This is a genomic window from Flavobacterium sp. YO12 (assembly GCF_004119495.1).
GTDB lineage: Bacteria > Bacteroidota > Bacteroidia > Flavobacteriales > Flavobacteriaceae > Flavobacterium.
Genome location: NZ_NRQU01000001.1, coordinates 93900 through 115821, shown reverse-complemented (window position 1 = coordinate 115821; position 21922 = coordinate 93900). Strand labels below are relative to the sequence as shown.

The following is a 21922-nucleotide window of genomic DNA, read 5'->3' as shown; positions in this document are numbered from 1 at the left end:
TGCTTTTTTAAAGAATAGTGTTCTATTATTTTTTTTCCATCTCATTTAACTTGGCCTTCATCTGTGCAATTTCAGTTTGTTGTGCTTTTATAATGTCCTTGGCAAGCTGGCTTATTTCAGGATCGTGAAGAGAAGCCTTCTGAGCCATTAGTATTGCTGCTGCATGGTGCGGTATCATTGATTTTAAAAATTGTTTATCTCCAACAGCTGCTTGCTCTCTTATACAGGAAAAAAAAATGATCGCGATAAGGCTGCCTGTTATAAGTAACATTATGTTCCATTTTTTATTAATATACATACGACCCATAACAATAATTTCAATTACGAGCATTGGCATAGTCATTAGTCCTGCCATGTAAAATTGGTTTACATTGGGAATGACATTAGCAAAAATATCGACCATCGAATACATCAATATGTACATAGAAATAAATGACAATACGATCATAATGGCTAATTTTTTGTACATTTTGGAGTCTACCTCTTTTGAATACTGCTGTGTTGCGTGTTCCATTTTCATATTTTTAGCTTTAAAAGTTATTTAGATTTATCTATTTCCCTGAACAAAACAAGTCTAATGCTACTATAACACTGGATCGGTTTAAATGGCAAGGATTTTTATGCTTCTGTAGTTTTCAATGTGATATTGTAATACTTATTATTTATTTACTTTTAAGTAATAATTGTAACTCTTCAATCTGATTTTTTAATTTTTCAGTACCCTTCATTTTTTTCTGTTCTGCAATTGTTAAGGCTTTTTTTGCTGCCTCAATAGCATTGGGATAATCCTTCAGTTCTAAAGATACTTTCTGTCTTAAAGTGGGATAATAAAAATTTTCGGGATCTAATTTTTCAGCTTCAGCTAACCACGATACTGCTTGATTGTTTGCTCTACCCGTGGCTGAATAATAATTTGCTGCCTGAAACAATAAAGTAGCATTTTGACTTTTTTCTTTAATAATATATTTGTCAATTAGAGCTAAAATTTCTTTGTCAGCTTTGCTTTTCATAGGTATTTTAACCATGGTATTTTCCCATTCTATTTTAAGGAAGCCTTCTCCTTTACTGTTGATGTCATTTAATTCAATGGTAAAAGTTTCGTAAAAATCAATCGTTTTTTCTGTAGGAACGGTAAAACGCATAACATCTTTTTTCTCATCATAACCAGTTTCGCCATGTAAAGTAATATCACTATTGATAATGATAGTCCACTCATTTTCTGAAGGAATTGAGAATACAGAATAAGTTCCTGCTTTCAAAATATTATTTCCAAAAGCGATATCTTCATTAGTACTTATGGTCGTACAATCGCTGGCGCCTGTTCGCCAGAGCTTACCAAAAGGCACTAATTCGCCAAATATTTTTCGCCCTCTTACTAAGGGCCTGCTATAGGATATTTTGACTGTTGAGCTTCCGATTTCTTGTTGAAATGATGCCGAAGGGCTTGCAGAAGTAAGTTTAATTTGAACTTTTTCTTGTGCAGAAATTGATAACGATTGTATAATAATGAAGCTTAGCAGAATTATTTTTTTCATATTTTGTTAATTTTAAATTGATTTTGATATTTTTTCCATTATTGAATGGTCGGTTCCAAATTTGCAGATAGCATCACAATTAGCTCTTAATTCAGAAAACAGGATATATTTGATATTCATATTTGAGTTTTTTATAACGGGCCTATTAAGCTGAAGAACCACATCTTTTTCCCGGTTATCCGGAATAATAATGTAAAAAACTTCATGTCCGCTTGAGATACTAAAATATAGGTCAGACAAGCGAAGTATGCCGGAATAAATACTAGTGCTTTTTTCTACTTCAAAGGCACCTATAATCTTGTTTGTGCCTTTTTCGAACCAGAGTACATCAATAAGCTTGATAGTATTTTGTGTGTCCTTGTCTGTAGGGAGTTCGGGAAATTTATTTATTGATATAAATGAAAAATTTTGTCCTCCAAACGATTTGCTTTTGTCGTTACTCGCTGGGGTGACATCAAAACCCAATGAAACTCCAATTTTTAATAAATGGTACTGCATCTCACTATGAAGATTTTCCTCCAGTTTTTCTTCGAGTATTTCTTTTTGGCGCTTGTGTACGTTTTTTTCGAATCTTGAACGTTCTGCCTCGCTTAAATATTCATCATTGCCGATCAGCATTTTCTGAGTTCCAATTTCAAAACACAATCCTGCAATGGCACCCAAATCATTTGAGAGCTGTGATTTATGTAGACTATTAGTTTTCAATAAAGTTTCTCGGATTTTAAGATACTCAGTCCAGCTTCCTAATTTTTTTTGTCTTTAAAAAGAAAATTAAAACCATTGAGAATAGCGGTGTTAAAAGGTGGGAACCAGGTTGGGTGTATGAAATATAAAATACTGGCAACAGCAGGCCCTAATCCTTTAATTTTTAATTCATCTAGTTTTATAATTTCTTTTACAACCTGTTCTTCATACTTAGCATTGATGCAATTTTCAAGGAACTGACCAAAAGCCAATTTATTGTTTTGATTCTCATAGATGTCAGGAATACGTAATTTGGGTTTCCAATAAAACGGATGGGAAACCCCTGCAAAGACTTGTTTTTGTTCGGCTATGCAGCTCAAAACAAATTCTAAGCTGCTTTCTTTAAAATCATTAGGAAAGTTCTTGTTTTTAATATCCTCAATGACTTGCAGAACACCGCGTCTAATAGTCCGAAATGCTTTTAACCGTTGGTTGTTATCTATAAACCAGGTATTATAGACACTTTCGTTATCGTTTTTATACTGCAGAATAATTTGTCCTAGATTGGTCATTTGTTTGTATAGTAAAATTATTTATTCTTTAGAGTTTTAAACTTCTCAATCGCAATGCATTCACAATAACAGATACCGAACTAAAACTCATTGCCAAGGCAGCAATCATAGGAGAAAGTAATATTCCGAAAAATGGATATAAAACACCCGCAGCAACTGGTACGCCTAAGACATTATATACAAAAGCAAAGAATAGGTTTTGCTTGATGTTGCTCATTACAGCGTGGCTCAGATTTTTTGCTTTTACAATTCCTTGCAGATCTCCTTTTACCAAAGTAATCTTGGCGCTTTCGATCGCAACATCTGTTCCTGTTCCCATCGCAATTCCAATGTCCGATTGAGCCAAAGCTGGCGCATCATTTATTCCATCTCCCGCCATAGCTACAATTTTTCCTTCGGCTTGAAGTTTCTCGATTACTTTTAATTTATCCTCGGGTAAACAACCTGCCTGAAAAGAGGTTAAATGCAATTCGTCTGCAACCGCTTTGGCTGTATTTACATTATCTCCCGTAAGCATGATTACTTCAACCCCTTGGCGCATTAATTCTTTTATAGCTGCAGCACTTGTTTCTTTTATAGCATCGGTTATCGTTACAAATCCCACTACATTTTTATCTACAGCGATATAAGAAACTGTTTTTCCTAATTTTTGTTCTGCAATAATTTTTTCTTCAATTGTGGCAGAAATAGCTGCCCCTGCTTGCTCCATTAATTTTTTATTCCCTAATGCCATCTTTTTATCAATAGCAGTTCCGATAACTCCTTTTCCGGCGATGTTTTCAAAATCATCTACTTTGGTCAAAGAAACATTTTTAGCTTTTGCAAATTTCACTACAGCCTCCGCAAGAGGATGCTCACTGTACTGATTTAAAGACGCTATGTATTGCAGCAGTTCATCTTCTGAATATTGCAGCGCTACGATTTTTTCTACCGAAGGTTTGCCCTCCGTAATTGTTCCTGTTTTATCCGTAATGAGAACATTTACTTTGTCCATTTTTTCCAAAGCTTCGGCATTTTTTATCAGAATTCCCGATTGAGCGCCTTTTCCAACTCCTACCATTACAGACATGGGCGTTGCTAAACCTAATGCACAAGGGCAAGCAATTATTAATACTGCAATAGCATTTATAAATCCATAAACCATTGCTGGTTCCGGACCAAATTTTGCCCAAATGAAAAAGGTAAGAATGGAAATAACGACAACAATGGGCACAAAATATTTAGCGATGCTATCGGCTAGTTTCTGAATTGGTGCTCTGGAACGACTTGCATTATTAACCATTTGTATAATTTGCGAAAGCAAGGTTTCCGAACCAACTTTTTCGGCAACCATAATAAAGGATTTGTTTCCGTTTATAGTCCCTGAAGACACCATATCACCTATTTTTTTATCTACAGGAATTGGTTCGCCGGTAATCATCGATTCGTCTACTGTGCTTTCACCATCAGTAATCTTCCCGTCTACAGGAATTTTGTCTCCGGGTTTTACCCGTAATAAATTACCTTTTTTGATATCATGGATTGAGATTATTTTATCACCGCCATCAATTACCAAAGTAGCTTGGGTAGGAGCCAGTTTTAATAATTCTTTTATAGCACCACTGGTTTGACTATGTGCTCTTGCCTCGAGTAATTGTCCTAACAAAACCAAAGTTAGAATAACCGTTGTGGCCTCAAAGTATAGCAGCACTGTTCCGTGTTCGGTCTTAAATTCACTAGGAAAAACGTCTGGGAAAAACATTCCTGCCAAACTAAATAAAAATGCCACTCCTGTACCAATTCCGATAAGGGTAAACATATTTAAGTTCCATGTAATTATTGACTTCCAAGCCCGTACAAAAAATATCCAACACGCATAAAAGACAACAGGAAGTGATAAGATAAGTTGTACCCAGTTCCATTTAGAGGCATCCATTAATTGTAGTAGAGGATTCTTGTGAGCCATTTCTATCATAGCTATAGCGAAAATGGGAACAGTAAATACTACCGCTATTTTCATTTTCTTAACCAAATCCTTGTAAATTCTTTGGTCTTCGTTTTCACTTGGCTCCAGTGGCACCAGATCCATTCCGCAAATAGGACATGAACCTGGTGAATCGGTTATAACTTCCGGATGCATTGAACAGGTATACTGCTGAACCCGGGCAGCAGCAGGTTCTTGTACCAAATGCATTCCGCATACAGGACAATCTCCTGCTTTATCATACATTTTATCACCTTCACAATGCATCGGGCAATAATATTTCCCACCCGCATCATTGTGAGGTACGGCTGTCGTTTTATGATCATGTTTGTGTCCATGATTCTCAGCAGTGCTACAGCATGATTTCTCCGTTTTTTTTTCGTGCGAATGCGTGGTTTGAGTCATTTCAATGGTGTACTTTCCAACCGCAGTCAATGCTTCTTGGAGCTCTTCGGTCGCAATATGATTTTCCATTGTAATAGTTGCCAATGGAGGATCTAAGGAGACCTTTGCTTTTATTCCCTCTACAGCATTTAACGTTTTTTCTACTTTTGTACGACATCCATCGCAAGTCATTCCCGATATTGTATAGGTGTGTGTCATAAGGTTATTTTTTACAGTTCCGATGCGTTATTTCTTTAATATATAGAAAGTTAGTGATTTTTTTTAAGCCAATCTGCATATTCTAATTATTTAATTATTTCTTTCACCTCGCCGCACTTGAGCATTTTTTCTCCAAAGTACGGATTGCGCACTTCTTTGGTAGAACTAATCCATACGGCCCCTTTATTGTCGAAAGCCATTGGACAATATTCTAAGTAGAGCTCAGCCTCAGCCATTCCTGCTTTTTTTACCAGGCTGACCATTTCATTACTTAGATTAGAATAAGCAGCTCGCTGCTTATCGATATCGGGAGCTGAAACGATTGCCGTAGCACTTGCTGCAAGATTGCTGTTGCTGCTGATTTCCCGTGCTCCCGCTTCAATTGCATTCGCCGCCAGTTTTGCTTCAGCGACATTATCTTGGGCAAGGGCTACTGTTAAATGGGCATAGTGGCTGTATATCGCGTTTAAAATATCATCATTTATCCTGATTGCGGGATCCTTTAAAATTGGGACAGAGGCTTTATTATTCTGCTGAACCTCTTTCTTATTGTTTTCACCGTTACCGCACGCAATAAGCAGGAAGAGTGAGGCTATTGGAATTCCGATTTTGATTAATTTTTTCATTGTCTGTGTGATTGATTATTACATTTTCATTCCTGACATAGGGTTTTTGCCTTTCTTTAATATAAATTCACTGTACAAAAGATAGGCACCGGATGCAACGACGATATCTCCTTTTTTTAAACCACTGGTAATTTCCACTTCATCGAAGGTTTCAGAACCAATAGCCACCATTCTAGGCTGATATTTGCCTTTTTCAATTTCAATCCACACATGTGTACCGCTGCCGTCTCTTATTACGGCATCTACAGGTATGGTTAATTTCATTTTTTGTTCTGATGAAGGCAGTAAAACAATTGCCTGTTGACCTGCCTGCCATTGCTTGTTTGGATTGGCAATAGCACCTCGCAGCTGTATGAGCTGTTTGCTTGTCTGCAGGGCAGGATTTATAAAATCTACTGTCATTGTTTGGGGCTGATCTTCATAACCCGAGACTATAACTTTTACTTTTTGGCCTATTTTAACTTTACCAGCATCTGCGGGATAGACATCAGCTTCGACCCATAAACGGGTATAATCTTCCAGTTTCATAATAGAGCCTCCTTCTGCTACATATTGGCCTTCTGTTATGGAAAGTTCTGCAACTATTCCTGAATCCGGGGCATAATAAACAACATAAGGAGAAGCTTTTTGTTTTTTTAATAATTCATTAAGCTGTGCTTCAGATTGTCCATATAATAATAGTTTTTGTTTTGCAGCATTTTTTATTTGGGCAAATCGTTTATCCTCAGTAAAGCTTGCAGCCTGTGCCGTAGCTAGAAGGTACTCCTGCTGCAGGGCTGAAAGCTGCTCTGAATATATTTTGTACAAAGGCTGGCCTTTTCGAACGGGAACACCAGTTTCTTTTACATACAACTCTTCAATCCTTCCTGCCACACGACTTGAAATGTAAATAGTTTGCTCAGGGTCAGTAACCAAACGTCCGTTAAGATGAGAAGAATTTGAAAATTCATTTTCCCCAGCAGTTATTGTAGTCAGATTAGCTAGTGCCTGCTGGCTGGGTCCCAAGGTTAGAAAGTCCTGTGCGTTGTTTTTTTCGAAAGGCACTAAATCCATTCCACAGATCGGGCATGAGCCGGGGCCATCTTTTACAATTTGCGGATGCATGGGGCAGGTATAGGTTTGAGCTTTTTCCTGACTGGTTTTTTTTCTTCTTTTTGGGCACATGCTGTAAATAGAAGTGGAAAAACCATTGCAATGAGCAAAATAGTACGAATTATTAGTTTATTGTTCATGGCTTAATTTTTTAATTTATTTTCTGAAGCTGTCTTGATAAAACTCTCACTGTCTATCATATAAGCCGCATTACTGGCGATATTCCAATTATTGATGTCTTGGTCTATTAGCACCATTCCATCACCATTATTTTTCGTTTTAACTTCTCTGGGAACAAACACGTCCTGCTCTTTTTTGAAAACGATGGATTTATTTCCTAAATTAAGAACGGCGCTTTGTGGAAGCCACCAGCCTTTACTGACAATAGGAATGGCTGCAGTTACTAATTTTCCGGTCTGAAATTTATTATCCTGCAAATAAATTCGGGCTATGGTAAAGTTGCTTCCCTCTTTAAAGACGGGTTGAATGAGTCCGATAGTACCAGTATACACGGTTTGCTTATCTGAGGGTTCATAAAACACCAACTTTTGTCCTTTTTTAATCTGGGATGATACCGATGGATCAAAAGCAAACTCAGCGATAAGGTTTTTGTTGGTATATATTGTAAAAAGAGATTGTCCTGCACCAACATATTGTCCTTCTCTTAGCATAATAGCAGAGGAAGCAGGGGCAGATGCGCTGCTATTTGATGCTGCACTGCTACTTGAACCCATTGCGCCCATACCATCATCTGACGGTGCGCTTTGAGGCGAAGCCGCAGGAGCTGTTGCAGAAGCATTTGCCGCTCCCGTGTTGTCTAAGATGTACCCGGTGGCATTACTGTAAACAGGAATGCGATAGGAGATTTTACCTGTTTTTAATACCTGTTGAATTTGCCCCTGTTGCATACCCAGCAGAGAGAGTCTGTCTTTTGCTTTTTGAAGCATCGGATTGTTTGGGTCAGATTGATAAATAAATAACAACTCTCTTTGCGCGGCAGCCAGATCAGGGGAATAGATTTCCATGATTAACTGTCCTTTTTTTACGGGCTGATAATTGTACTTAATCAGCAGACGCTCAATCCTTCCGCTTACCCTGCTGGAGATACTGGTCTGCTCGCGGGTATCGTAGGTAATAATTCCCTGTACCTGCATAGAGAATATTTTAGTACCCTCGTCAGGTTTTATGACAGATATGTTTGAAACAACTTGTTCGTTAACTGGTTTTAAAAGGTGTTTCAGGCTGCTGTCTATAGCTGTTTCCGTTCCAGGAGTGTGTCTTGCAACCAATTCCATCCCGCATATTGGGCAGCTGCCGGGCTTATCCTGAATAACTTCGGGATGCATTGGACAAGTATATTCCTGATTTGTACTATGCTGATGTGCGGGCTTACTGTTATGCTCTGTTTTCTTGTTACAGGCTGTCAATACTAATATCGAAACGAATAACAATCCGACTAACTTAGCGATAGAGTTCTTTTTCATAATCGACAATCATTTGATATAGTTTTAATTTTTCATCTAATAAGTTATTCTGCAGCATATTTAAAGCTTCCCAGGAGTCAATTACTACAGGAATCTGCAGTTTGTTTTCCTGATAGTTCAGAAAGTTTACATCCAGCGATTTTTGCATTGAAGGGATTATTTTTGTTTCGAGTCCCTGGATTCTTTTTTGCATGGTCAGTATTTCATATTGCATACCATATAACATACCCTGGGTTTCCTGCAGCATGGCGGATTTCTCTTTCTCCATTGCCTGTACATTATATTGCATTGCTTTAACATCTGATTTATACATTTTTGATGACCATGGAGCAATAGGAATAGACATCATTGCCATTACCGAATAGGCTTTGGGCATCATTTTATCGAAAGAATTCATGTGGTCAAACTGGATTTTAAAAGAGGGATTTTTCTCCGCTTTCATCGCCTGAATACTGAGCTGCATCGATTCAATTCCCGCATCCATCTTTTTAATATCTCCCCGCACAGCAGCAAGACTTGTGGTGTCGTGCAAAGCAGGGTTGAAGACAGGAATAATACTTGTGTCGATTGAAAAATCAGCATTGCCAGGCTGGTTCATCAAGCTGTTGAGCCATGCTCTTGCTTTTGCGATTTCACCTTCCTGCATGCGGATCATATTTTTGTTCTCTTCAATCCTTGCGTCAATCTTGTATACATTACCCAATTGCGACTGATTGTAAGGATAGCGTACTTCCTCAATCTTTTTCATGGTCAACATTATCTTTTCGTTCTGATCCAAAACTTTCATTCGCTCTTCGGCTACCATCCAGCTGTAGTAGAGCTGTTTGGCCTGCGCTTTATAGTCGTTAAGGGTAACGGTCCGCGTAGCGTTCTCAATATTTCCTTGGGACTGGATAAATTTTTTCTTCTTGTTTAGCTTTCCTATATTGGGGATATCTTGTTCAACTCTGAACATTAAAGATCCTTTGTCGCGGTCATCCATAACTTCCTGAAAAGGATAGGGTGTCATAAATGTCCCAACACCCACCATTGGTGCCATCCATGCCGTTGCGGCATCAGCACTATATTTGTACCCTTCAGCCTTTAGGCTATAGCTTTGCAGGAGCACGTTTTTTTTATCAATCCTGTGAAGGATTGTATCAAGAGACAAGACCTGTTGGGTCTGGCTCAATAGCTGTAATGGCAGTAAAAGCAATAGTACTGCCAGTATTTTAATGTTTGACATCATGTACTTCAAGTTTGCCATATTTTCGTAATTCATATTCTTTAGACATTAGGAAAATAAGCGGGGTTACTAATAAGATATGTACGGCAGAGGTAAATACGCCGCCAATCATAGGCAATACGATTGGTTTCATTACATCCATTCCGACACCATTGGACCAAAGGACAGGCACTAATCCAAATAATGAGACACAGACGGTCATTAGTTTTGGGCGTAATCTCTTTGCGGCGCCGTGTACCACATATTCTCTGAGATCGTCTTTAGTAATGGTTTCTCTTGAATTACCTTTGGCCTTGATAAGCTGCTCCATTGCATCATTGAGATAGATAACCATCACAATTCCGGTTTCCACGGCAATACCAAACAAGGCTATAAAACCTACAGCTACTGCCACTGATAGATTGACATCCCAGAAAAAAATTATATAGGCACCTCCAATCAAAGCAAAAGGCACTGTTATAAGACTTAAGAAGGCTTCTCTAAGGGAATTAAAGGCAAAATAGAGGGAGAAGAAAATAATAAGCAATACTATCGGTGCAATGATTTTAAGGGTCTTTTCTCCGCTGATCAGGTTCTCATATTGTCCGCTCCATTCTATAAAGTACCCTTCGGGAAGTATATTTTTGGCACTTTCTAATTTTTTCATAGCTTCCTGTACGGTTCCCCCCATATCACGATCACGTATGTTGAACATGACTGCCCCGCGAAGGAGTGCATTTTCTGAACTAATCATTGGAGGGCCATCTACGAATTTAATATCGGCAACAGAAGATAGGGGCACCTCTCCAAAGGTTGGAGACTGCAGGGGAATGCGTTTAATGCGTTCTACGCTATTTCTATAGTCCTGTGCCATACGAACGCTTATTGAAAATCGTCTTCGTCCTTCAACGGTATTGCCGATGGACGCTCCTCCTAAGGCAAATTCCACGGTTTGGTTTACGTCATCTACAGTGAGTCCATAACGGGCCAGTTCGGAACGATTGACATCAACATCCAGGTATTTGCCACCAGTAATAGGATCCACAAATAAGTCAGACACTCCAGGGGTTCCCTCTAAAGCCATTTTTACTCTTTCTGATACTCGCGCAATGGTATCGAGATTTTGACCGTAGACTTTAATACCCACGTCGGTACGAATTCCTGTAGCGAGCATATTGATACGGTTGATGATAGGCTGTGTCCAACCGTTTACCACACCCGGGATCTGCAGTTTGGTATCGAGTTCCTTAATAATGTCTTTTTTGTCTATTCCTTTACGCCATTCTGATTTTGGTTTTAGCATGATAATGGTCTCAATCATGCTCATTGGGGAATTATCGGTAGCTGTATTAGCCCGTCCGGCTTTGCCTAAAACACTTTCTACTTCGGGAACTGATTTTATTATTTTATCCTGTACCTGCAAGATGCGTTTGATTTCTCCATTGGATACATCAGGCAGGGTAACAGGCATAAATAAAATGCTCTGCTCATCCAGTGGGGGCATGAACTCTGTTCCCAGCCGCATCAATAATGGAATGGAAATCAATAACGCCAAAATATTAACCGTAAGGGTTGTTTTTCTCCATTTTAGGACCCAGCGTATGATAGGCTCATAACCTTTTTCCAAAAAACGATTTACGGGATGTGCATCAGTTGGACGGAATTTCCCTTTCATAAAAAAAGAGATCAGTACCGGAGCTAATGTAAGTACCAACAAGGCATCCACAATCAGTATGAAAGTTTTTGTATAAGCCAAGGGATGGAATAGCTTTCCTTCCTGTCCGGTAAGCATAAATACAGGCAGGAAAGAAGTAATTATAATTATGGTGGCAAAGAATACCCCGCGAGAAACCTGCTTGCTGCTTTTCTCAATTACTTTAAGCCTTTCCTCTTCGGATATCCACTGTGTTTTTTTGCGAAATATATTTTTAATTCTTTTCATCAGAGTTTGTTTCAGTTTTTTGTTCGGATTCCCATTGTGCATACCGTTGTGAGAGATGCTGGTAGGCATTTTCACTCATAATAATACCGTTGTCAACTATTACCCCAATGGCAAGTGCGATACCGGTAAGGGACATGATATTGGAGGATATTCCAAAGGCATTTAGAAGTATGAAACTCGCGGCAATTGTAATTGGGATCTGGATTATGATACTTAATGCGCTGCGCCAATGGAAAAGAAAAATAATAACGATAAGCGAAACCACAATCATCTCTTCAATTAAGGTGCGCTTAACCGAATCAATAGACTCTTTGATCAGATGCCCTCGGTCATATACAATATTGAATTTTACCCCTTTAGGAAGCCCTTTTGCGACTTCTTTCATCTTTTCTTTCACATTATCAATAACGGCATCGGCGTTTTCACCGTAACGCATCACGACGATGCCTCCAACAGCTTCGCCTGTACCATTATGATCAAAGATTCCCAATCGGGTTTCTCCGCTCATCTGGACTGTTCCTATATCGCTGACTTTTATAGGGATACCATTCTGGTTTTTCAGTGGAATATCCTCAATTTCTTTTATGGATTTCAGATAACCGGATGTCTTAATGATATAGCCAATATCACTCATGTCGAATTTTCTTCCGCCGCTTTCGTTATTATTGGCTCGTACGGCGCTTATAACCTCAGGGACAGACAGCTTATAATATAGCAGTTTGTTTGGATCAATGGTAACCTGGTATTCTTTTTGAAATCCTCCAAAAGAAGCAATTTCACTTACTCCGGGGACATTTTGCAAAGCAAATTTGACATACCAGTCCTGCAGTGCCCTTTGTTCGCCAAGGTCAATGCCGGGAGCGTCCAAAGTATACCAGAGTATATGGCCAACTCCGGTTCCATCGGGTCCCAATTGCGGTGCAACTCCTTTGGGCAGGGTGCTGCTAATTGTACTGAGCCTTTCCAGTACTCTTGATCTTGCCCAGTATACATCAACATCATCCTCAAAAATGACATAGATAAAACTCATTCCAAACATGGAAGCAGCCCTTACATATTTAATTTTAGGCAATCCCTGAAGGTTGGTAACCAAGGGATAGGTGATCTGGTCTTCAACGAGCTGTGGAGCACGTCCCATCCATTCTGTAAAAACGATTACCTGATTTTCAGATAGATCTGGAATAGCATCAATAGGATTTTTTTGAATAGAGATAATACCCCAAACAAATATTCCTGCTGATAATAGTAATATGATGAAACGGTTGCGCAGGGACCATTCTATTAATTTGTGTACCATAGATTTAATTTATTTTTGAAAGACTATCACTTACTTTTTCAATCCAATTGAGTAGCTGTTCTTTCTGAACAGTATTCAGTACTGCATCTTTATGGATCAGCGTATAGGAAGCCAAAGGCATTTGATTGGCTTTTATCTGCTTGGCAATTCGGTCTAATTTATTTTCCTGTTTTCGTTTCGAATAACTTCCCCATTGGCTGAAATTCAAATTTTCTTTTCCTTCCTTGATATGTCCTTCCATAAAGGTACGTGCCGGCTGGATGTAGGAGTACCATGGATATTGCGTGTTGCTGCTGTGACAATCGTAACAAGAAGTCTTAAGAATCGTTTGTATATTTTTGGGAATGGGATAGACTTTTGAAATGTGAATTGGTAAAACCTGCCCGTAATCGGAATTGCGGGCAGGCTGATACAATTGCATCAGTAGAAAAATAATTAACCCAATAAAAAGAATCTTTCTGATGAACCGTTTCATTTTACAATTGTTTTTTCATTGAACCGCAGGTAAGCATTTTAGAACCATAGTAAGGGTTTTTTATCTCTTTTGTTTCACTGATCCAGATAGCTCCTTTTCCACCATCATACATAGGGCAAGAATCCTGATATAGTGTTTTTGCAGCTCCAAAAGTTTTGATCAAATCATTTATGTCTTTACTCAATAGAGCGAAATGCTCTCTTTGATGCTCAATATTACCGCCATTGGCCCCAATATGTTCTGCATGCTCTTTGGCATCGTCAGCTATATCAAGATATTCAGCTTTGGATTTTGGATTTATCGATTTTACATTTGTGGTTTTGAAAGCCGAATACAGTGCCTTGCCAGCTTTAGCGGCCCCGTTGCTGTCATCTTTTGCGAGTGCATTTTTTAACGCTAAATAATCTGCAACAATTTGCTGAGTTGAAAATTTTGCTTCTGTTTTTTTGCTTTGCGCATTGCCAGAAACCATTACGCATACCATTAATATGGCTGAAAGAATTGTATTTTTCATTTTAATTATATTTTAAATTGTTTAAAAAATAGGTTGCTATTGATTTTTTTTCTAAATATCTATTGGACTGTCTACACAATAAACACATGGGAAATAAGTGAATATTCAGCAAAGAGTATCGCACGGCGTAGTCTAAAAAAATTAGATACATTTCAATAAATTATGAACATCATTAGTCACGAGAAAATTGAGTGGTCATTATGTAAACAGCCCGATAAATTTATTAGTACTTAGCTGTACTATAGTTCTTTTTTCATAGAACCACAGGTTAACATTTTTTTTCCTTGATATGGGTTTTTGATCTCCTTGGTTTCGCTTATCCAAATAGCTCCTTTTCCGCCATCATACATAGGACAAAAGTCCTGATACAATTTTTGTTCTGATTTGAAAGATTTTATCAAATCATTCATGTCTTTACTTAACACGGCAAAATGCTCTCTCTGGTGTTCAATATTTCCGCCGTTAGCTCCAATATGTTCTGCGTGTTCTTTGGCATCATCAGCAATATCAAGATATTCTGCTTTTAATTTCGCATCTATCGAATTGGGATTTACACTGTTAAAAACTGCATATAATGCCTTGCCTGCATCTGCAGCTCCTTTTGTATCATCTTTGGTTAATGCATTTTTTAGGGACAGATAATTACTCACGATTTCGTTTATAGAAAATGTTCCTTGAGCAGTCTGGGCTGTTTCTACTTCTGCACTTTTTCCGGCCGTTTCCTTTACTGGCTCGGTTAATTCCATTCCGCATTTGGAACATTTGTCTCCTTTTTTTCCTGTAATTTCAGGATGCATGGAACAGGCATACAATTGCGAGTCATTCTGAGCTGTCCCGGAAGCCGCTTCAGGAGCTGCAGTTTCTTTGTTTTTTGAATTACAAGCTGTAAGTACAATTGCCATTACAAGGGTTGAGAAAATTAGTTTTTTCATTTTTTTTAGTTTTTATCTCTAATGAATGTTTTTTTGTCTAACATTCCTTTGTTTGAGTGTTATAAGAATTATTCTTTTTTTGATTGCAAATCCAATCTCTATTTTGCCTTTTAAATGCCTTTATATCAGATTTATATTTTCAGCACCAATCCGTTGGGTTTTCTACCGACATTAATCGTTTTAGAGACCGTATGGTTTGATACATTAACAACAGAGACCGTATTGGCGGTCTGATTGGTCACATAGGCAGTATTTCCATCTGCTGTAAATGTTATAGCATGTGCACCGGCACCAGTAGTGAATACACCTCCATGAACCCACATCATCTTAGTCTGGTCCCAGGTCCAATAATGGACTTTTGCATTGACAGGATCACTTACCCAAAGTTCTTTCTTATTTCCATTGTGAGACGCTATTCCAGGCATAAATCCTAGATCAATGGTTTGGCCTACGGCATCGGTTGCCACATTGATTACCGAGATAGATTGCCCGTCTTCATTATCAACATACATTCTGGCGTCAGTTCCTGTCCAGGCACCCACAGGGTTTTTTCCCACAGCAACTGTGGCTGTAACCTGCTTGGTTGCGGTATTTATAACTGACACAGTATTGTCATCTCCATTAGCAATATAAGCCTTAGTCCCATCAGAAGAAAAGGTAAGCTCAGCGGGCATCATGCCAACTGCAATGGTGCTTTTCAATGCGTATGTTAAGGCGTCATAAACCAGAACTTTTCCATTGATGTCCATTTGCGGCACCCAGATTTCTGAACCATTTGGGCTGTATATTGTGTTGTGGTTCATCATTGGCAGGCTGATATTTTTTACTGTTGCCCCACTGGCTGGGTCAATTACAAGGAGTTTACCTGTCATTCCTCCCATACCTGCGGTATGGCCTGCAGAGAAGTCCATTCCGGGTACACCGATAGCCAGATGATTGGAATGTAAAGAAATGTGGTGCGGCCACATGATCATATCGTTGCCGCTGCCCATTAGGCTTAAGGTTTCTGTAACTTCATTAGTTTCCAATTTGATTACTGAAATTGTGCCGTCCTGACCATTGACCACATAAGCGGCAGGATAGTTTATATTCAGTTTTGGATCGGACATATTCATATCATCCATTTTACTGCAAGAAAACAGCGAAACGGTCCCTAAAATTAAAACTCCAAGCATTGAACTAACGGTTATTATATTTTTCATTTTTTGATTTGGGATTATTTGATTGTTTCTATAGTTGATCCACAGCTTAACATCTGTGAACCGTAATACGGATTCTTGATGCCGCTTTCTTTGCTGAGCCAATTCGCATCAACCATTGGACAATGATTATAATAAACCGGCTGCGGCTGATCAGCAGTTTTTATAAGATCGTACGTGTTTTTGGAAAGGCTTTTAAAGGATTCCCTTTGCTTTTTTACATCTTGGTTTTCAGAAATATTTGTGGCATCTGAAGCTAAACTTTTCATTGCATTCATCCATGCAGTATGTTCTTTTGGCTTTAGGTTCTCCATTTTAATAGCATTGATTGCAGTAAGGAGCTCTTTAGATTTCAATGCGGCAGTTTTAGCATCTGTTTTCACCAAAGCATCTTTTACATCAAAGTAGCTGTCGAAAATTGCTTTAAAAGGACTGTTTTCTTGTGCATCTGCAGGAACTGCGGCTGTATGCTGTGAATGATCCATTTTACCCATATCCATTTCGGATTTTTTTATTGGAGCCGCCATATTTGTTCTTTCATATTGGCAGCATTGTGGAAGTTTTGCATAGGCGTCACCAGGAGCTAAGAACTGGTCGCTGTCATATCCTGCTAAGGCAATTCTTTTCAGGACTTCATCCTGATTTGTTTTCTTCTCATCATAGGTAATAGCCGCTATTTTGGTGTTTTCATTCCAGTTTACCGAAGCGATATTTTTGATGTTTCCTGCTTTTTCAATAGCAGTTTTGCACATTAAACAATTACCATAAATTTTTGCATTTATGTTTTTTGCATTTTTTATAGGTGCGCCAAACACTATGACTGACAGCAATAGAGTGATTGCCATCAATCCTTTTTGAATTGATTTCATTTTAAAATGTATTTGAAGTGAATATTGCTTTTGAGAAATAATTGCATACAAGAACTGTATAGAGAATTATTCTACAAAAAGCGAAAAATAAAAAAATGAAGCAGTTAGGCTTCCTTTTTTGACACACGTATGGCTGTCAAAAAAGGTATTTAGCTTATTTTAGGGATAAGCCAGATAGTATAGAAACCAGAGAGAATGGAGGTTTCTGAACTGTGGAATTTTTGTTTTTTAGAAAAAACACTTATAGTGATGTTTTTAAAGTCAAGTTGGTTAAAGAAAGTAATTCCTCCGTTACAGATTGAGACACAACCGCATGACTTGTGCCCACATTTATGACCGCAGCAGCCATCATTATTTTTTTTGGAATGACTGCCATCTTTCGAGCAGCAATCATTGTCATGATTTTTGGAAGCTTCTTTAGTATAAGAAATCTTTCCAGAAAGTTTTCCACAAGCAAAAGTAGCCATTGGCATCAAGAAGAAACCTAAGGTAATAATTACTATGATGTGGAATCTTTTCATAAGACATGTAAAATCGTAAACAAAGATAATTATAAAAATATCTCTGTTTATAAATGAAATGTTAAAATTGTTATTTTTTCATAGTTTATTTAGAAATGGATTTTTCTTCCCCTGTTTAATAGTCTGCATTGAAGGCAGTACGCTATTGAACAGTAATTATTTTTTTTTGATTTGAACAATCTAAGAGGAAGATTGCTATAAATCAGCAAGGAAAATTTCAGTGTCTGAAATGTTATAAAGCGGAAAAACCGAAAGTTCTTCGGTTTTTCCGCTTTTAGCATTGTTCTGCTTTCTTCTTTTTCATTCGGGAGCGAATCTGATAAAGGTTTTTTTTCATCAAACTGAAAATAGCTTTATGATGTTTTGAATTGTGATTCCTCAAACCACGGCACTGTGCTATTTCCATTTTAGAAAGAGAAACCTCTATAGTTTCGATTGGTTTGTTGTCAATGCGTGCAGAGAAGAGCAGGGAATCTATCTTTTTGAAATACTCATTGGTAAAAACACAGTGTCTCAGGCTGTCGCCTTCGGTCATAAATTCAGAAACATTCTCCAATACTGAAATAGTAATTCCTGCCCCTGAAAAGCATAACCCGAAAAACTGTTTTTTCTCCTCAGCATACAGACCTTGCGCTTTTTCTATTTCCGCACGCATTTTCACAAGATATTTTTTTCTCAGCAACTGCTGTTTTTTCTCCACCAATCTGTCATGCTCCAAGTGTAAATCAGCAGGACAGACGAGCAGGGCGGAGGTTATGTCTTTTTTAAACCAACGCAAAAGTTCGATATAATCCTCCCAAATTCCAAAATCGGAAACTGTATAATTCTTTTTAAGACATATTTTTACGGCCTGCCAGTTACGCAGGACATGCTGATGGGGAGATTCAAGGTAATAGCGGAGCCATGAAATCTGCCTAGTTTTCAGCAGAGTTTCAGCACAGTGGTCTTTTAATAATGATGAAAGCAACACCTGAGGTGCTACCTCATAAAAACTTGTCTTAAAGCCATTTCGTTTCAATACGGGAAGCACTTTCAAGCGTGGATAAAACCTGTAGGGGTTGATTCGATACTTGGGAGAGTTCTGAAAATCCTTTGGGCGGATTTCAAGGGGCGAATAGTACTGCCATGCATCCTGGATACAATCAGCTGGAAATGTTGTTTCCTTTTCTGACCATTTGCGCGCCCATCCTTAGGATAAAAAACAGTAATGCTGCCGGGGCTGTAAAACGATAAAAGATAAATAAAGTGTAAAACTCAGTGATATTGACCACTGTTTTCCAATTTAAAGTGACCACTTCGTTTCGGTTTAAAGTGACCATCTAATTTCGGTGCAAAGTGAGCACCTAAAAAACTACTTTTTTTCGTGTGTTAATTATTGTTTCAAATATAGATAAATAATTATTCCTTGATTATGCTTTTTTTCTTTCTCATTGATTCCCCATGCAGCTCAACCCTGTGGGCCTGATGTATTAATCTATCAAGGATTGCATCTGCTATGGTTTTCTCGCCGATTATGTCATACCATCCCTGAACGGGGATCTGCGAGGTTACTATAATAGAACCATTGTTGTGCCTGTCCTCGATGATCTCTAAAAGTGTGATTCTGTTCTGGCTGTCCAATGCCTGGAGTCCAAAGTCATCTAGTATGATAACATCCTGCCTTTGTATTTTCATCAGTTCTCTCAGGTATGTACCGTCTGCTTTGGCCATTTTCAGCTTTGCAAACAATTTTGCAGTATTAAAATAACTTACTCTATAGCCTTCAATACAGGCCTGATAACCAAGTGCTGTTCCTAAAAAACTTTTGCCGACACCTGTGCTTCCTGTGATTAGTATATTTTCATTCTTTTCTACAAAACTGCATTCTGCAAGCCGGAGTATAAGATTTCTGTCAATGTTCCGGGACTGGTCAAAATTGATGCTTTCAATATTTGATTTGTAATGGAAGAGTGCATTGGTAATACTGCGTTCAATACGCCTGTTGTGGCGTTCATCCCATTCGGCATCTATTATCATTGACATAAACTGGTCAATGGTATAATGATCGGTTTTACCGCTCTCGATAGCTGTCATGAAGGCGTTATGCATTCCATGAAGCTTCATCTGTTTCATTTTTGCTACAGTAGATTCATTCATTGTAAATTGATTTTAGTTATAATAATTTTTTCCTCTGATATTGCCGTGGTCGGGAAGATCCTGATCTTCTTCCTTTTCGTGTTCCATAGGTATCTTATCCAGACTGTTTTCTAAGATGTTCTGTATGGTTTTAAAATTATAAATCTTAAAGTCCAGAGCACGTTTGCAGGCATTTGCTAATCTTTCTGCACCTACTTTCTTTTCAAAAGACAATATGCCTAGACAGCTTTTATAGGCCTGCTCGGGGTGGTTCCTGCTTTCTATTATCTGCATAATATATTCTCCTACTGCCGGATCAATGCTGTTGGCCCATTCAATAAACCTTAAGGCATTCCACTGTGCTACAAACTGATGTGTGCTTGCCATATGTTCTGGATTTGTGGTATAGATGTAGGGCTTTGGATTTCTGATGTGTGTGGCTATACGGTTGTATTTGAAGTATATTTCAACAGTAGAGCTGGTGTAGAGCAGCTTTACTTTTTTCTTTAAATATTGATAGGGCACGCTATAGTAGTTTTTATCCTGGCTTAACTGGACGTGCCCGTTCTGCATTACTGTTGCCAGAGACTGGTATTTAATCTCAAAGCGTTCCAGAGGAAGAGGCTGCAGTTCATGTCTTTCATCTTCCATAAAGAGTTCAAAACGAGAGTATGGTCTTCCGGTAAGTTTCTTGTTATTATGCGCATCGAGCAGATTCCATATTTCCTGGTTCAGTTCTTCTATGCTGAAGTATTTAGAGTCTTTCAGATTTGCATAAATTCTTCTGTAAAGTATCTTGACTGCTCCTTCAACTAAAGATTTGTCTCTGGGCCTGTAGGCTCTTGCGGGCAGAATAGTGGTTTCATAATGTTCAGCTAAATCTGCAAGAGTTTCATTAATGGTGGGTTCGAAGCGGCTGGTTCTGACTACGGCAGATTTTAAGTTGTCAGGCACAATTGCGGCAGGCGTTCCTTGAAAAAAACGCATTGCATTTTCTACCGAAGCTACAAAATCTTCCTTCTGCTGGCTCATTGACGCTTCTGCGTAAGTATACTGGCTGGCACCGAGTATGGCAACAAAAAACTGTACTTCCTGAACCTCGGACGTGCTTTTGTCTATAATTGAGAGTGTCTTTCCAGCATAATCCACATACATTTTATCGCCAGCCTTGTGATTCATATGCATCACAGGGTTTACCTTGTTGCTCCAGTCTCTGAAGCGGTTCCTGAACTGCGTTACTCTAAGACCATCGGGATGGGTTTCAATATACCTTTCCCACATAGTTTGTATGGTGATGCCCACCTTTTTTAATTCCCGTTCCATCTGAGGAAAATAAGCATACAGATCTTCGATTCTTGAGGAAACAACTTCTGTCGGACCCTGAGAAAACAGCTCGTCCAATTCAGTGTCAGTTTTCTTGTTGACAGTTTCCAGGCTTAATCCCAGCACTTCAAATAAAGAGATATATTTTTTCACAGTATTTCTGGAAAGAGATAAATATCGGCTTATAAACAGCTTGCTTTTGCCGTTGCAGTGCAACTTAATGACTTTTCTGATTTTGTTCATGTCTAGTTTGTTATTTGCCATAGTCTGTAGTTTTTATACAGATCCATGGTTTAACAGCATGAAAAGAAGTAGTGTTAGGTGGTCAATTTGAACCGAAACAAGGTGGTCAGTTTAAATTGAAAAGGGGTGGTCAGTTTGACCCGAAATCGGTGGTCACTTTATGCTGAAAAAGTGTGGTCAATTTGACCGCTTTTTCCACAAAGGACGTAAGCTTTTTTGGGTTGATTTTTTAGATATGTAAAAAATGAGGAAGAGAAGATATTTTTTTGAACAATTAAGGGAGGATTTTGCTGAGTTTTTGCAAAATCCTCCCTTAAATATAATGGTATTATCTTAGGCTATTTGGCAGCTAAAATGTCCAATTTTTCAATAGACGGAGGTGTTGCCAATAGGTCTGGTGCATTTTCCATTAATGCTTTTGCGATCTTACCGCCAAGGTGTGCCTCTCTGCCTTCTTCGTTTGAAAAAGTATCGTAAATACCGAAGGTAGAAGCATCAATACGGAATGCATACCACGTAACGGTACCGGCTTCTTCAAGAGCAAGCGGTAATGCTCCTGTAATAAAATCTTCAACGTTTTTTTCTTGGCCGACCTTTGCTTCCAACCGAACTAACAATCCTAATTTTTTCATTGTTTTTATTTTTTAGTTAAACAATTCTTTAATCAGACAAAATTAGAAAAAACCAGCGCTGCTTCGTTTATTAGTTTGGTTCAATAAGTTATGAAAA

General features: G+C 38.4%; 21 protein-coding genes. All 21 read right to left on the bottom strand.

Going from position 1 to position 21922, the window contains the following annotated elements; genetic code table 11:
* Positions 1–25: 25 nt before the first annotated feature.
* The 21 genes from BOW55_RS00490 to BOW55_RS00395 all read right to left on the bottom strand — a co-directional run bounded on the left by BOW55_RS00490 (position 26) and on the right by BOW55_RS00395 (position 21825).
* The gene (locus BOW55_RS00490) at positions 26–514 is read right to left on the bottom strand and encodes a DUF305 domain-containing protein (protein ID WP_235023018.1); all 489 of its coding nucleotides are present in this window, start codon (positions 512–514) and stop codon (positions 26–28) included.
* Positions 515–662: 148 nt separating this feature from the next.
* The gene (locus tag BOW55_RS00485) at positions 663–1535 is read right to left on the bottom strand and encodes a DUF2911 domain-containing protein (protein ID WP_008463742.1); all 873 of its coding nucleotides are present in this window, start codon (positions 1533–1535) and stop codon (positions 663–665) included.
* A gap of 12 nt (positions 1536–1547) precedes the next feature.
* Positions 1548–2240 carry a hypothetical protein gene (locus BOW55_RS21150; protein WP_241686429.1) on the bottom strand — a complete coding sequence of 231 codons (693 nt, stop codon included), beginning with the start codon at positions 2238–2240 and terminating at the stop codon, positions 1548–1550.
* A 38-nt stretch (positions 2241–2278) separates the two neighbouring features.
* Positions 2279–2791: a hypothetical protein gene (locus BOW55_RS21145; protein WP_241686428.1), complete on the bottom strand. Its 513-nt coding sequence runs from the start codon at positions 2789–2791 to the stop codon at positions 2279–2281.
* A 28-nt stretch (positions 2792–2819) separates the two neighbouring features.
* Positions 2820–5357 carry a heavy metal translocating P-type ATPase gene (locus BOW55_RS00475; RefSeq protein WP_008463744.1) on the bottom strand — a complete coding sequence of 846 codons (2538 nt, stop codon included), beginning with the start codon at positions 5355–5357 and terminating at the stop codon, positions 2820–2822.
* 86 nt (positions 5358–5443) lie between these two features.
* Positions 5444–5983, bottom strand: coding sequence for a DUF3347 domain-containing protein (locus BOW55_RS00470; RefSeq protein ID WP_008463745.1), 540 nt, complete (start codon positions 5981–5983; stop codon positions 5444–5446).
* Positions 5984–6001: 18 nt separating this feature from the next.
* Positions 6002–6988, bottom strand: coding sequence for an efflux RND transporter periplasmic adaptor subunit (locus tag BOW55_RS00465; RefSeq protein ID WP_241686434.1), 987 nt, complete (start codon positions 6986–6988; stop codon positions 6002–6004).
* Between the two features lie 230 nt (positions 6989–7218).
* Positions 7219–8559, bottom strand: coding sequence for an efflux RND transporter periplasmic adaptor subunit (locus tag BOW55_RS00460; protein ID WP_041515713.1), 1341 nt, complete (start codon positions 8557–8559; stop codon positions 7219–7221).
* Entirely contained in the window at positions 8537–9820 is a 1284-nt protein-coding gene (locus BOW55_RS00455; RefSeq protein WP_205625277.1) for a TolC family protein, read from the bottom strand. Before BOW55_RS00455 ends, BOW55_RS00460 begins: the two co-directional genes overlap by 23 nt.
* Positions 9771–11705, bottom strand: a complete 1935-nt coding sequence (locus tag BOW55_RS21510; protein WP_008463755.1) for an efflux RND transporter permease subunit — start codon at positions 11703–11705, stop codon at positions 9771–9773. The genes BOW55_RS00455 and BOW55_RS21510 overlap by 50 nt, the downstream gene beginning before the upstream one ends.
* Positions 11692–13002 (bottom strand): efflux RND transporter permease subunit, encoded by a 1311-nt coding sequence (locus tag BOW55_RS21505; protein ID WP_008463756.1) that lies wholly within the window; start codon positions 13000–13002, stop codon positions 11692–11694. The genes BOW55_RS21510 and BOW55_RS21505 overlap by 14 nt, the downstream gene beginning before the upstream one ends.
* Before the next feature lie 4 nt (positions 13003–13006).
* Positions 13007–13477: a heme-binding domain-containing protein gene (locus tag BOW55_RS00440; protein WP_008463760.1), complete on the bottom strand. Its 471-nt coding sequence runs from the start codon at positions 13475–13477 to the stop codon at positions 13007–13009.
* A 1-nt stretch (position 13478) separates the two neighbouring features.
* The gene (locus tag BOW55_RS00435) at positions 13479–13991 is read right to left on the bottom strand and encodes a DUF3347 domain-containing protein (RefSeq protein WP_008463761.1); all 513 of its coding nucleotides are present in this window, start codon (positions 13989–13991) and stop codon (positions 13479–13481) included.
* 239 nt (positions 13992–14230) lie between these two features.
* Positions 14231–14923 (bottom strand): DUF3347 domain-containing protein, encoded by a 693-nt coding sequence (locus BOW55_RS00430; RefSeq protein WP_008463762.1) that lies wholly within the window; start codon positions 14921–14923, stop codon positions 14231–14233.
* Between the two features lie 131 nt (positions 14924–15054).
* A complete protein-coding gene (locus tag BOW55_RS00425; RefSeq protein ID WP_008463763.1) occupies positions 15055–16125 on the bottom strand; it encodes a hypothetical protein in 1071 nt (356 codons plus the stop codon).
* Positions 16126–16139: 14 nt separating this feature from the next.
* The gene (locus BOW55_RS00420; RefSeq protein ID WP_008463764.1) at positions 16140–16991 is read right to left on the bottom strand and encodes a DUF3347 domain-containing protein; all 852 of its coding nucleotides are present in this window, start codon (positions 16989–16991) and stop codon (positions 16140–16142) included.
* A 149-nt stretch (positions 16992–17140) separates the two neighbouring features.
* Positions 17141–17512 carry a hypothetical protein gene (locus BOW55_RS00415; protein WP_035690951.1) on the bottom strand — a complete coding sequence of 124 codons (372 nt, stop codon included), beginning with the start codon at positions 17510–17512 and terminating at the stop codon, positions 17141–17143.
* Between the two features lie 274 nt (positions 17513–17786).
* Positions 17787–18530, bottom strand: coding sequence for a PcfJ domain-containing protein (locus tag BOW55_RS00410; RefSeq protein WP_241686427.1), 744 nt, complete (start codon positions 18528–18530; stop codon positions 17787–17789).
* Between the two features lie 380 nt (positions 18531–18910).
* Complete coding sequence (gene istB / locus BOW55_RS00405) at positions 18911–19648, bottom strand: IS21-like element helper ATPase IstB (RefSeq protein ID WP_073411995.1); 738 nt, start codon at positions 19646–19648, stop codon at positions 18911–18913.
* A 12-nt stretch (positions 19649–19660) separates the two neighbouring features.
* On the bottom strand, positions 19661–21214 hold the full coding sequence (gene istA, locus BOW55_RS00400; protein ID WP_129022525.1) for an IS21 family transposase: 1554 nt from the start codon (positions 21212–21214) through the stop codon (positions 19661–19663).
* Positions 21215–21531: 317 nt separating this feature from the next.
* Positions 21532–21825 (bottom strand): putative quinol monooxygenase, encoded by a 294-nt coding sequence (locus BOW55_RS00395; RefSeq protein ID WP_073411759.1) that lies wholly within the window; start codon positions 21823–21825, stop codon positions 21532–21534.
* Positions 21826–21922 lie beyond the last annotated feature (97 nt).

Bases quoted from the DNA above. Each gene is read 5' to 3' on its own strand.
- BOW55_RS00490 (WP_235023018.1), bottom strand. From the start codon at position 514: ATGGAACACGCAACACAGCAGTATTCAAAAGAGGTAGACTCCAAAATG.
- BOW55_RS00485 (WP_008463742.1), bottom strand. From the start codon at position 1,535: ATGAAAAAAATAATTCTGCTAAGCTTCATTATTATACAATCGTTATCA.
- BOW55_RS00425 (WP_008463763.1), bottom strand. From the start codon at position 16,125: ATGAAAAATATAATAACCGTTAGTTCAATGCTTGGAGTTTTAATTTTA.
- BOW55_RS00435 (WP_008463761.1), bottom strand. From the start codon at position 13,991: ATGAAAAATACAATTCTTTCAGCCATATTAATGGTATGCGTAATGGTT.
- istB (WP_073411995.1), bottom strand. From the start codon at position 19,648: ATGAATGAATCTACTGTAGCAAAAATGAAACAGATGAAGCTTCATGGA.
- BOW55_RS00420 (WP_008463764.1), bottom strand. From the start codon at position 16,991: ATGAAATCAATTCAAAAAGGATTGATGGCAATCACTCTATTGCTGTCA.
- istA (WP_129022525.1), bottom strand. From the start codon at position 21,214: ATGGCAAATAACAAACTAGACATGAACAAAATCAGAAAAGTCATTAAG.
- BOW55_RS00470 (WP_008463745.1), bottom strand. From the start codon at position 5,983: ATGAAAAAATTAATCAAAATCGGAATTCCAATAGCCTCACTCTTCCTG.
- BOW55_RS00460 (WP_041515713.1), bottom strand. From the start codon at position 8,559: ATGAAAAAGAACTCTATCGCTAAGTTAGTCGGATTGTTATTCGTTTCG.
- BOW55_RS00455 (WP_205625277.1), bottom strand. From the start codon at position 9,820: ATGAATTACGAAAATATGGCAAACTTGAAGTACATGATGTCAAACATT.
- BOW55_RS00415 (WP_035690951.1), bottom strand. From the start codon at position 17,512: ATGAAAAGATTCCACATCATAGTAATTATTACCTTAGGTTTCTTCTTG.
- BOW55_RS00440 (WP_008463760.1), bottom strand. From the start codon at position 13,477: ATGAAACGGTTCATCAGAAAGATTCTTTTTATTGGGTTAATTATTTTT.
- BOW55_RS21505 (WP_008463756.1), bottom strand. From the start codon at position 13,002: ATGGTACACAAATTAATAGAATGGTCCCTGCGCAACCGTTTCATCATA.
- BOW55_RS00395 (WP_073411759.1), bottom strand. From the start codon at position 21,825: ATGAAAAAATTAGGATTGTTAGTTCGGTTGGAAGCAAAGGTCGGCCAA.
- BOW55_RS00430 (WP_008463762.1), bottom strand. From the start codon at position 14,923: ATGAAAAAACTAATTTTCTCAACCCTTGTAATGGCAATTGTACTTACA.
- BOW55_RS00475 (WP_008463744.1), bottom strand. From the start codon at position 5,357: ATGACACACACCTATACAATATCGGGAATGACTTGCGATGGATGTCGT.
- BOW55_RS21510 (WP_008463755.1), bottom strand. From the start codon at position 11,705: ATGAAAAGAATTAAAAATATATTTCGCAAAAAAACACAGTGGATATCC.
- BOW55_RS21145 (WP_241686428.1), bottom strand. From the start codon at position 2,791: ATGACCAATCTAGGACAAATTATTCTGCAGTATAAAAACGATAACGAA.